At 58.7% G+C, this 10,600-nt stretch carries 11 protein-coding genes and 1 other RNA gene; 9 read left to right on the plus strand and 3 right to left on the minus strand.

Annotated features, from left to right (window positions below; all coding sequences use genetic code 11):
- The first annotated feature begins 249 nt into the window (after positions 1 to 249).
- From QP904_RS09710 to QP904_RS09720, 3 genes are read left to right on the plus strand one after another with little or no spacing between them, the layout of a single operon-like run.
- Complete coding sequence (locus QP904_RS09710) at positions 250 to 495, plus strand: FeoA domain-containing protein (protein ID WP_084279013.1); 246 nt, start codon at positions 250 to 252, stop codon at positions 493 to 495.
- Entirely contained in the window at positions 495 to 2,417 is a 1,923-nt protein-coding gene (feoB, locus tag QP904_RS09715) for a ferrous iron transport protein B (RefSeq protein WP_023020824.1), read from the plus strand. The genes QP904_RS09710 and feoB overlap by 1 nt, the downstream gene beginning before the upstream one ends.
- A complete protein-coding gene (locus QP904_RS09720; RefSeq protein ID WP_023020825.1) occupies positions 2,414 to 2,674 on the plus strand; it encodes a hypothetical protein in 261 nt (86 codons plus the stop codon). The genes feoB and QP904_RS09720 overlap by 4 nt, the downstream gene beginning before the upstream one ends.
- Here QP904_RS09720 and hisN read toward each other — a convergent pair.
- Both hisN and QP904_RS09730 read right to left on the minus strand, forming a co-directional pair.
- On the minus strand, positions 2,671 to 3,453 hold the full coding sequence (gene hisN / locus QP904_RS09725; RefSeq protein ID WP_023020826.1) for a histidinol-phosphatase: 783 nt from the start codon (positions 3,451 to 3,453) through the stop codon (positions 2,671 to 2,673). The genes QP904_RS09720 and hisN overlap by 4 nt on opposite strands.
- Positions 3,446 to 4,282 (minus strand): inositol monophosphatase family protein, encoded by an 837-nt coding sequence (locus QP904_RS09730; protein WP_023020827.1) that lies wholly within the window; start codon positions 4,280 to 4,282, stop codon positions 3,446 to 3,448. The genes hisN and QP904_RS09730 overlap by 8 nt, the downstream gene beginning before the upstream one ends.
- 60 nt (positions 4,283 to 4,342) lie before the next feature.
- Between QP904_RS09730 and prfB the strand changes: the two genes are divergently transcribed.
- Positions 4,343 to 5,446 carry a peptide chain release factor 2 gene (gene prfB / locus QP904_RS09735; protein ID WP_259824855.1) on the plus strand — a complete coding sequence of 368 codons (1,104 nt, stop codon included), beginning with the start codon at positions 4,343 to 4,345 and terminating at the stop codon, positions 5,444 to 5,446.
- A gap of 83 nt (positions 5,447 to 5,529) precedes the next feature.
- Here prfB and QP904_RS09740 read toward each other — a convergent pair whose 3' ends face one another.
- Complete coding sequence (locus QP904_RS09740) at positions 5,530 to 7,149, minus strand: AbgT family transporter (protein WP_259824852.1); 1,620 nt, start codon at positions 7,147 to 7,149, stop codon at positions 5,530 to 5,532.
- Positions 7,150 to 7,258: 109 nt separating this feature from the next.
- Between QP904_RS09740 and ftsE the strand changes: the two genes are divergently transcribed.
- From ftsE to ssrA, 5 genes are all read left to right on the plus strand, one after another.
- Positions 7,259 to 7,948, plus strand: a complete 690-nt coding sequence (gene ftsE / locus QP904_RS09745) for a cell division ATP-binding protein FtsE (RefSeq protein WP_259824850.1) — start codon at positions 7,259 to 7,261, stop codon at positions 7,946 to 7,948.
- Positions 7,945 to 8,847: a permease-like cell division protein FtsX gene (gene ftsX / locus QP904_RS09750; RefSeq protein ID WP_200287999.1), complete on the plus strand. Its 903-nt coding sequence runs from the start codon at positions 7,945 to 7,947 to the stop codon at positions 8,845 to 8,847. The genes ftsE and ftsX overlap by 4 nt, the downstream gene beginning before the upstream one ends.
- A 44-nt stretch (positions 8,848 to 8,891) precedes the next feature.
- Positions 8,892 to 9,395, plus strand: a complete 504-nt coding sequence (gene smpB, locus QP904_RS09755) for an SsrA-binding protein SmpB (RefSeq protein WP_005322310.1) — start codon at positions 8,892 to 8,894, stop codon at positions 9,393 to 9,395.
- Entirely contained in the window at positions 9,388 to 9,744 is a 357-nt protein-coding gene (locus QP904_RS09760; protein WP_023020832.1) for a DUF488 domain-containing protein, read from the plus strand. The genes smpB and QP904_RS09760 overlap by 8 nt, the downstream gene beginning before the upstream one ends.
- Positions 9,745 to 9,806: 62 nt before the next feature.
- Positions 9,807 to 10,187, plus strand: a transfer-messenger RNA (tmRNA) gene (ssrA, locus tag QP904_RS09765).
- Positions 10,188 to 10,600 lie beyond the last annotated feature (413 nt).

The raw sequence follows: 10,600 nt of genomic DNA on the forward strand, positions 1-10,600 counted from the left end.
GCATTCGCCCGCTCCCCAGCTCGGGGAGCGGGCTTTTTGCGTCCCTGCCCGGTGCCGATAATCACAACTAATCGGCGCTTGTGTGAAAAGCTTAGGCGGACTAAGGTTAGCCTTATCTAGTAGCTACTTAGGTGTGGCTAATATCACCGGCATGGTCCGGTCAGAGAGAACTGAGGTAACCGCGCGATGTTGCAGCTGTCTTTATTGTCCCGCACCCGGCGCAAACCGGGGTGCGAAAAATCCGAGTGTATGCGCGCCGATCAGGCACCGGTAGACGCTTTGGTGGAACTTCCTGAGTGCTGCTTGCAGCACGCCATCGACGAGCGGCCGGCGTTGGCGCTGCGCTTGCGGGAATTAGGTTTCCGCCCAGGTGTGCGCGTACAGATCGGCCGCAAGGTAGCCGGCGGCGCGCGCCTAGTTACCGTAGGCACCGCCCACTATGCGGTGGATGCGGCTACTCTTCGCCAGCTCGAAGTCATCCCGGTGGCAGCATAATGGCACGGAAAACCGCTGCGCCGAGCTGCCATTCCACCTCCTCGATGCGCATTGCGAAGGAGGGAACGCCGGTCCTCGCATTGGTCGGGGCTCCAAATTCCGGCAAATCTACCTTGTTCAATGCGCTAACCGGAGCGAAGGTGCAGACCGGAAACTGGCCAGGTACCTCCGTTGAGATAAGCCGTGGCTTGTGGAATGCGCAGCCAGAGGCCTTTGACATCATTGATCTTCCTGGTGCTTATTCATTGGATCCAATGAGCCCAGACGAGGAATTTACCCGCGATATGCTCGTGGAGGCTCCGCCGTGTGAGCGCCCCGATGTGGTTGTGGTGCTCGTGGACGCCACTGCGCCGGCGCGCGGACTGAACCTCGCTTTCCAGATTGCGGAGCACCCATACCGGGTAGTGATTGGGGTGACCAAGGAGGACATCGCCAAGCAGCAGGGCATAAGCATCGATACGTCCGCGCTTTCACACGAGGTGGGCATCCCGGTGGTCAGCGTTAACGGTCGGCGGCGTGAAAACTTGGATGCGCTCGAGCGCGAGGTTGCCCGTGCAATGCACACTGATCCGCGGACCATCCGGCCCAATGCTGACCTAGACCAGCGCTTTGTGGATTTGGACGCGGCGGAAAAAGCTGCCGTTTCACGGACGGATACTGGCGAACCGCTCAGCCACCGCGCGGACCGCCTAGTCTTGCACCCAGTGCTCGGGCCGATTCTGTTTCTGGCGGTGATGTGGGCGGTCTTCTTCATCACCACTACTGTCGCGGGTCCGCTACAGGACGGATTAGAAGCATTCATCACCGGCCCCGTCTCCGCCGCTGCGCGCAGCATCCTCCCGGATAACTGGCTGCTCACAGGCTTGTTGGTGGATGGTCTCATCGGTGGTGTAGGCATGGTGCTCACCTTCGCGCCGCTTCTTGCGCTGATGTTTTTGTGCTTGGCGGTGCTGGAGGATTCCGGCTATATGGCGCGCGCGGCCGTGGTCACTGACCGCGTGATGCGCGCCATCGGCCTGCCGGGTAAGGCTTTTATCCCCATCGTGGTGGGCTATGGCTGCAATGTACCGGCTATCTCAGCCACGCGCGTGCTTGGCGACGTCCGCCACCGCATCCTCACCTGCCTGCTTATTCCCTTTACTTCATGCTCTGCGCGTCTCATCGTATTTATGATGCTGGCACAGGTATTTTTCCCTGCTCATGCCGGTTCCGCGGTATTTGCCATGTACGTGCTGTCCATCGCTTTGGTGGTGTTGGTAGGCCTGGCGCTGCGCCGCACGGTGTGGCGGGCCATGCCGGCCGAAGCCCTCGTTATCGACCTTCCGGCCTATCAGCTGCCCACCTTTAGACTCACCATCTCAGTAATGTGGGTGCGCCTCAAGGGCTTCTTACATACCGCCGGCGGCATCATCGTGGCCACGGTGGTAGTCATCTGGCTGCTCATGTCCATCCCGGTCACCGGCGGGCACTCCTTTAACGAAGAGGCAGTGCCGCCACAGGATTCCGCCTATGGTGCCGTTGCTCAGGCAATGTCTCCCGTCTTTGCCCCGGCAGGCTTTGGTTCTTGGTCGCTGACCGGACCCTTGGTCACCGGATTCGTGGCGAAGGAAACCCTCATTTCCACGTGGGCACAGACGTACGCAGTCGAAGACGTCACTGACGATGCACCGGAAGAGCAAGCAGAATCCCCACTGGCCAGCCATATCCGCGCTGATTTTGATGCGGCCTCTGGCGGGCACGGGCTCGCGGCAGTATGGGCGTACATGGTATTCCTGCTGGCCTACACCCCGTGCGTAGCCACGGTAGCCGCGCAGCGGCGAGAAATAGGCTGGAAGTGGACACTCATCGGCTTCGCCCTACAACTCGGCTCCGCCTGGATCCTGGCGGTGGGAGTTTTCCAAGTCCTCAAGGTCTTCCTATGAGCCCCACGGAGCAGGTCAAGGAGGCCATTAAACAGGGAAAATCCAACCCGGCTGACATTGCAAAAGCTACTGGGTTAGGGCAGGGGACCGTGGAAATCATCCTCGCCCACCTCGAACGCACGGCGGAGCTGGTGCGTGAATCGCTCACTTCGTGCCCCACCGGCGGCTGCGGCAGTTGCGCGCAGGCGGGTGGTTGTTCCGCTGCAGCTACCGAGCACCGCGGTCCGGTGCTGCTCCAGCTGCGGAGAAGACCCTAGCCCTGTAGCGCGGCGAGGGCGTGCTTATGAAGCAGTCCGTTGGAGGCTACGCCGGATCCGCCATGCGGGCCGGGGTTTCCTTCAAGGTCAGTGAAGGTACCGCCGGCCTCGGTCACGATGAGCGAGGGCGCAGCGAGGTCCCACAGGGAAACCTCCGGTTCGGCGGCGATATCTACTGCGCCTTCGGCGACGAGGCAATAGGACCAGAAGTCTCCGTAGCCGCGCAGGCGCCACGTTTTATCCGTTAGCGCGAGGAATTTATCGCGCAATCCGCGCTCAGCCCATCCGGTAAGCGAGCTCATCGCCAGCGAAGAATCGGAGAGCTTTTCTACGTGGGAAACGCTCAAACGCTTCGGCTCGCCGCCGAACACGCGGAAGGCACCCGCGCCCTTGGCCGCGTACCAGCGGCGGCGCAGGGCGGGAGCGGAGACGACGGATACCACCGGTTCGCCGTCTTCCAAGAGGGAAATGAGCGTGGCCCATACGGGCACGCCACGCACGAAGTTCTTGGTGCCGTCGATGGGATCGATGACCCACTGGCGGCCTTTATAACAGGCCTCGCCGCCGTATTCCTCGCCCAGCACCTCATCGCGCGGGCGGGAGCGCTTGAGGGATTCGCGGATTTGCTTCTCACAGGTGAGGTCCGCATCCGATACGGGAGACATATCCGGCTTTTCCTTAACGGAAAGATCCGAGGCCTCGAAACGATGCATGGTTACCACATCGGCATGGCCCGCCAGCTCGAGCGCGAGGCCCAAGTCTTCTTTGAACTTACCCACGGAGCCAATCCTCCATCTGATCCACTACCAATTTATTGCCGGCGAGGCACCATTCGACACCGCCGGCTTCTACCTTGCGGGCGGCACCACCGGCTGCTTCAACGAGAGCTTTGCCGGGGAACCAATCCCAATCCGCTACCGAATGCTGCATCCATGCGCCCCACGTGCCATCGGCTACGGAGGACAGGTCAACAGAACCGGCACCGAGCATACGGACTGTAGCAAAGTTTTCCGCCACGCGCTGCCATGCCCCGCGGATATCCGCATCCATCAGCGAGGTCGGGTGCAAATAGGTAGATAGCGAAATCTGCTTGGCTGGCTGAGCCGCAAGGCGGGAAACTTCTTTGCCGTCCAGAGAAGTGGGGTAGTCGCGGCCACCGAACCACGTATAACCCATGGCGGGGCGGTGGACGGCGCCGAGGGTGATCCCGGTGGCGTCGGCAAGCGCGAGGGCAGAGCACCAATAATCGGAGCCGGAAGAGAAATTGTAGGTGCCATCGACTGGGTCAATGACCCAGGTGCGGCCGGACTGGGATTCGCGGGCGGCGCCCTCCTCACCCAGGATGCCGTCCTCCGGGCGCACGGCCTCGAGCACGCCCGCGACGAAGCGCTCGGCCGCGCGGTCTGCATCCGTGACAACGTCCGAGATGGAAGTCTTTTGCTCCACGTCAACGCCCATCTCGCGCAGGCGCCACGCCAAGCGTCCGGCGTTATAGACGAGGGCCTGCGCAAGGTGCGCATCCCCGTCATCCGCATGCGCGACAATAAAGGTCTTGATGACCGCGTCGATCATCTCCTGCAAGCTCGGCTTTTGATCCATGCCCACCATTGTCACCCTAAACGCGGCCGATGGCTAATTGTGATGGCCCGGTGGGTAGGATTGGGGCCTATGCGTCCCGAAGTAACAGCACGGCTCAAGCAACTAGAATCCACCCTGACCACCATTGAGAAGGTCATGGACCCAGAGGCTTTGGCTGCCCGCATTCGGGAACTAGAGGCCCAGGCCGGGGATCCATCCCTGTGGGACGACCCCGTACATGCCCAAAAGGTCACCTCTGAGCTTTCCGCAGCGCAGGCGAAGGTTCGCAAGCTAGAAGCGCTGCGCGGGCGTCTCGAGGACATGCCCGTCATGTACGAACTGGCCGAAGAAGAGGGAGATACTTCCCTAGCGGAAGATGAGCTTGATTCCCTGGAATCTGCCATCGAATCCCTAGAGGTGACCACCATGCTTTCCGGTGAGTATGACCCGCGTGAGGCGGTTATCAATATTCGTTCTGGTGCCGGCGGTGTGGATGCGGCGGACTGGGCTGAAATGCTTATGCGCATGTATACCCGCTGGGCAGAAAAGCACGGCCACAAGGTGGATGTATATGACATCTCCTACGCGGAAGAAGCAGGCATCAAGTCCGCGACCTTTGTGGTCCACGGAGAATACATGTATGGCCAGCTTTCCGTGGAGCAGGGAGCACACCGCCTAGTGCGCATCTCGCCCTTTGATAATCAAGGCCGGCGCCAGACCTCCTTTGCCGAGGTAGAAGTCCTGCCGGTGGTGGAACAAACGGACCACATCGATATTCCAGATAATGATGTGCGCGTCGATGTTTATCGTTCTTCGGGCCCTGGTGGACAGTCCGTCAACACCACCGACTCCGCGGTGCGTCTAACCCATATTCCCACCGGAATCGTGGTCACCTGCCAGAACGAAAAGTCGCAGATTCAAAATAAGGCCTCGGCTATGCGCGTGCTGCAGGCAAAGCTCTTGGAGCGCAAGCGCCAAGAGGAGCAGGCCGAGCTTGACGCGCTGGGCGCTGGTGGTAACGCCTCCTGGGGCAATCAGATGCGCTCCTACGTGTTGCACCCGTACCAGATGGTCAAAGACCTGCGCACCAACTTTGAGGTGGGTGATCCATCCAAGGTGCTCGATGGAGATATCGATGGCTTCCTGGAATCCGGTATCCGCTGGCGCATGCAGCAACAAGAAGACCAAGCTTAGGTCCATACTGATCGGGCTGAATTGAACGCAAAAAGGCCGAACTGAGGGGAGAAAATCCTCAGTTCGGCCTGATCTTTATGGACCTAACCCACGTAGTCCATCGGTGCACCCGGTCCCAGCGGAATGCCGATGAGGTACCAGATGACAAAGAAGGTGAACCAGCCCACCAGCATGCATAGCGAGTAAGGAAGGGCGAGCGACATCAAAGTACCCACACCCGCGTGCTTGTAGTAGCGCTGCAAGAAGGTCAACGCCAGAGCGAAGTAGGGCGACATTGGGGTGATGATATTCGTTGGGGAGTCACCGATACGGAAGAGCATCTGGGAAACCTCAGGTGAGACGCCCACATACATCATCATTGGTACGATGACCGGCGCCATAAGGGCCCACTGGGCAGAGCCTGAGGTAATGAATAGGTTGAGCAGTGCCACCATGGCGACCAGCGCGGCGAACATGAGCAACGGCGGCAGGGACCAGTGCTGGAGTAGCTCGGAGCCCTTAATAGCGGTCCATACGCCGAGGTTGGACCACTCGAACCAAGCGAGGAACTGGGCGACGGCGAAAAAGAGGACCAGCATGGGAACGAGAGTCTCGATGCCCTTGGCCATAAACGTCGGCACATCAGCAAAGGACTTCACGGTGCCAGCCGCCAAGCCATAGGCAATGCCGCATACCAAGAAGGCCAAGGCAATGGGCACCGCGATGGCGCTGATGAGCGGCGACTCCATAAAGCTGTCTTCTTGGCTCGCCAGCGGGGAACCAGGGATAAACAGCAGGGCGAAGAAGGCAGCGAGGAAGATCGCCAGGGTGACGCCGGAAGCTATCAAACCACGCTGCTCGTTGGGTTTGATGCGCATGGCCTCTTCATCATCTGCGAAGTCGTATTCTTCCTCTTCCCCTTCCGCGTTGGAAGGGCCGCCAGCGGCTTTGGAAAAGGAGACTTCCTCGTAATTGATGTGGTCATGGTCTACCAATTCGCGGGCCTTTTTCACCATGAGGAATTCCGTGACTGCGGTAATGATGAGCGAAAGCACCACGGCGGAAGGGATGACGAAGAAGATATTCGCCAGCGGGCTGACCTCATACTCGGCGTCGACGAACTGCGCGGCTGGAGTAGAAATACCAGCTAGCAGGAGGTCGGTGATATTGAGAATCAGCGAGGCATTAAATCCGGCAGACGAGGCCGCAAAGGCCACCATGGCACCCACGATGGGGGAGCGGCCCACCGCGTGGAAGGCCATGGCACCCAGCGGAATGAGGATGACGTAGATGGCATCGGAGGCCACGGAGCCGGTCACACCGGCCAACGCCACGACGAAGGTAAGCATTTTGGCGCTGACCTTGGTGACCATGCCGCGCACCAAAGCGGAAAGCAGACCAGACTGCTCCGCTACGGCTACGCCGAGCATCACGGCAAGGATGACACCGAGCGGCGGGAAGCTGGTGAAATTCTCCACGGCGTCCGTAACCATGCGCGAGATATTCTGGGTGGTCAGCAGCGATTCAACCTCAATGGTCTCGCCTGTCTTAGGATCCTCGGCGCTCATACCGATGAGGTGTCCCAGCCAGGAGGTCACAGCAACGATTGCCGCGAGGATGACGAAGAGCCAGAACGGATCCGGCAGCTTATTGCCAATCTTTTCTACAGTGCCCAGGAAGCCGCTTGCAGAACGTGGTTTTTCTTTAGTTTCGGTTTCGGCCATAGTATCGGCACTTTCTGTCGATTGGGTCGGAACAAATTAGTGTCTTAGACCACATTACTTAAATATAGTTCACAGCGCGGTGTCAACTTTGGTTGCTACAGTGATTCACGTGATTAGATTCGACAATGTGACTAAGGCCTACTCCGCCGAGTCCCGCCCAGCGCTCGATGGGGTGTCTTTCGAGATTACGGATGGTGAATTCGCTTTCCTGATCGGTCCATCCGGTTCCGGTAAGTCCACCTTCTTGGAGCTTATGGTGCGCTATAGCAATGTCAGCGAGGGCGATATTTACTTTGATGATTTCCACGTCAATGAGCTTTCTGGCAAGCAGATCAACGCGCTGCGTCAGTCCATTGGGTACGTCTTTCAGGATTTCCGCCTGCTGCCCAAGCTGACGGTGTATCAAAACGTGGCCTTTGCACTGGAGGTCATTGGCAAGAGTAAGTACCGCATTTCCACTGCGGTCCCGCAGGTATTGGAGCTGGTGGGACTCCACGATCGCCACAACGCCTATCCGCATGAGCTCTCCGGTGGTGAGCAGCAACGTGTGGCCATCGCTCGTGCGGTGGTTAATCGGCCGAAGCTTCTGCTTGCCGACGAACCCACGGGCAACCTCGATCCCGCCACCGCTGACGAGATCATGGACTTACTGCTGGGCATCAACCGCCGCGGCACCACCGTGGTCATGTCCACCCATAACGCCCGCGCCGTCAATAAGGCGCGCAAGCGCGTGCTGGAGCTGCGCAATGGAGTGCTCGTGCGCGATGAGCATGACGCACAATACGAGGGGGAAGCATGAAGCTAGGATTTATTTTCCGCGAAGCCACAAAGGGGCTTGGCCGCAACCTGACTATGACCATTGCCATGATTATCACCACCGCGATTGCGGTCGGGCTCGTTGTCGCCGGCATTATGGTGACCAACCTGACCAAGGACACCAAGGATATCTACCTCGACCGCGTCGAGGTCATGGTTCAGCTCAATGAGGATATTTCTGCCGGGGATCCAGACTGCACGAGTCCGGCCTGCGCGGATATCAAGGATAAGTTGGAGGCGGATGATTCCGTCGAGTCCGTGGAATACCGCAACCGCGCAGAATCCTATGAGCGGTTCAAAGAACTTTTTCAAGACACCGACCCTGTGATGGTGGAGCAAACCTCCCCTGATGCGCTGCCGGCTGCATTCCACGTGCGGCTTGTAGACCCAGAAGATGCCTCCGCAATCGATGCGATTCGGGATAACCCAGCGGTAGAGGACGTCGTCGACCAGCAGCAAGAGGTGCGCAATGCCGCTAGCAACCTCGACTCCATCCGCAATGCCACCTTCATCCTAGCCATCGTGATGTCTGTGGCGGCCATCTTCTTGGTGGCTAATATGGTGCAAATTGCTGCATTCCACCGCACTCGCGAAACGGAGATCATGCGCATGGTGGGCGCAAGCCGGTGGATGACGCAGGCGCCATTCGTCATGGAAGCAGTCTTGGCTTCCCTCATCGGTGTACTCCTCGGCGGGGCCGGCATCTTCTTGGGCAAGTCCCAAGTGGTAGACCCGTCCCTGCAGGGACTTTATGAATCACAGCTGCTTGCTCCTATGAAATCCGGCGATCTCTGGATTGCCCTCCCGCTCGTTGGCCTGCTAGCGCTGGTGGTTACCGCCGTTACGGCCCATATCACCCTGCGGTCATATGTGCGCAAATAGTCTGTTTGCCGGGCCAGTCAAAAGGGCACTACACTGGCATAACTATGGCTAAGAAGGGCAAGAAAAACAAGAAGGCGGCATCCGGCGAGGCTACGCTTGCGACCAACCGCCGGGCCCGGCACGACTACAAAATTCTCGAGGAGTACGAGTGTGGCATCGTCCTGCTCGGCACCGAGATTAAATCCCTGCGGGAGGGCAAAATCTCGCTCAATGATGCCTTCGCCACCATTGACGATGGCGAAGTGTACTTGCGGAACCTCCACATTCCGGAGTACTCCATGGGCTCGTGGACGAACCACAGCCCGCGGCGCACCCGCAAGCTTTTATTGCACCGCCGCGAGATCGACAAACTTTATGGCCAGGTGCGCAATGGCAATAAGACCCTGGTTCCGCTCAAGGTTTATCTCAAAAATGGTTACGCCAAGCTTTCGCTTGCGCTGGCCCAAGGCAAGCAGGACTATGACAAGCGAGAGGATATTAAGCGCCGCGACCAGGACCGCGAAATCTCCCGCGAGCTCGGTCGCCGCGTGAAGGGCATCAATGTTTAAGACAGCGAAAGTCCACGACGTCATCAAGGGTGAGGACACCATCGAAGGCGTCGGGGTGCTGGTGGATCGGATGTGGCCCCGGGGCGTCGCCAAGAGCGATGTGGACTACGAGAAATGGTTCAAGGAAGTCGCGCCGAGTCCGGAGCTGCGCAAATGGTGGAACCACGACGAGGATCGTTTCGACGAGTTTGCCCGCCGCTACAAGGCTGAGCTGGATGACAATGACTCCGAAGAGCTCACCCAGCTGCTTGCGCTTGCCGACGCCACCCTTCTCTTTGCCGCCGCCAACCGCAAGGTCAACCACGCAGTGGTCCTCAAAGAGTGGCTGAAGGAGCACTTGAGGAAATAAAAGTGGGTGGGGTAGTGTTATACGAACCGTAGGGAAGATGCACTATCCCGTCCCTACCGCATGGGGTTGATTTGGTTTCGACTTCGTGCACTGAGCCAGGGGAAGCGTGCCGGTGCAGGCTAACGACCACCGTATAAGCGTCGTAGCAACCAATAAACGCAGAGAAGAACTCTCAGCGTGACTACGCCCTCGCTGCCTAATTACAGCGACGCGTGTCTGTCAGCCTAGGTTTCGTTCCTGACCTAGAACCTGGCATCGACTAAGGAACTAGCCGGCTGGCCGGGTCATCAGGACCAGTCGGGACTCTTACTGGTGACTGGGCCCATCATCCGGACGTGTTCGCCCGATCCGGAGGGCCGAGCAGAGATCCTGTGCGGACTGCGCACGGAGAAGCCCTGGCAAGGTGACGAAGGACCCGGGTTCAATTCCCGGCAGCTCCACCGATAGGCCCCCGAGAAATCGGGGGCCTTTTTCCATGCAAGGAGCCCGGTGGTCATCTTGCTGTTAATTGTCCGCCCTCCCCAATCCATTTTTGGGATCGCCCACCTAAAGGGGAGCGGTCCACCAGAGAGGCCTTTCAAATATGGGAGAAAGCATCTCGATTGCAGGCTTCCTTGAGGCATTAGTAGCTATGGGGCCACTTAGCCAGGTAAGACTCTGCCATAATGCCCGTTATCCTGGGGATTTGTGTTGTTTGGGGCGGGTGGGCTAGATTAATCCAAGTCGCCGAGAGGTAGCCGGGAGGTTACTTGTGAGCGAATTTTGTACGGACTTGGTTCGATGATTTGATTTTGTTCTTTGAGTTGAGTAAGTTTGTACGGGCTGCCGATGAGAGGTTAACGGGAAGTTAATTTTT

The sequence above is a fragment of the Corynebacterium nasorum genome (genome assembly GCF_030229765.1).
Classification (GTDB): Bacteria; Actinomycetota; Actinomycetes; order Mycobacteriales; family Mycobacteriaceae; genus Corynebacterium; species Corynebacterium kefirresidentii.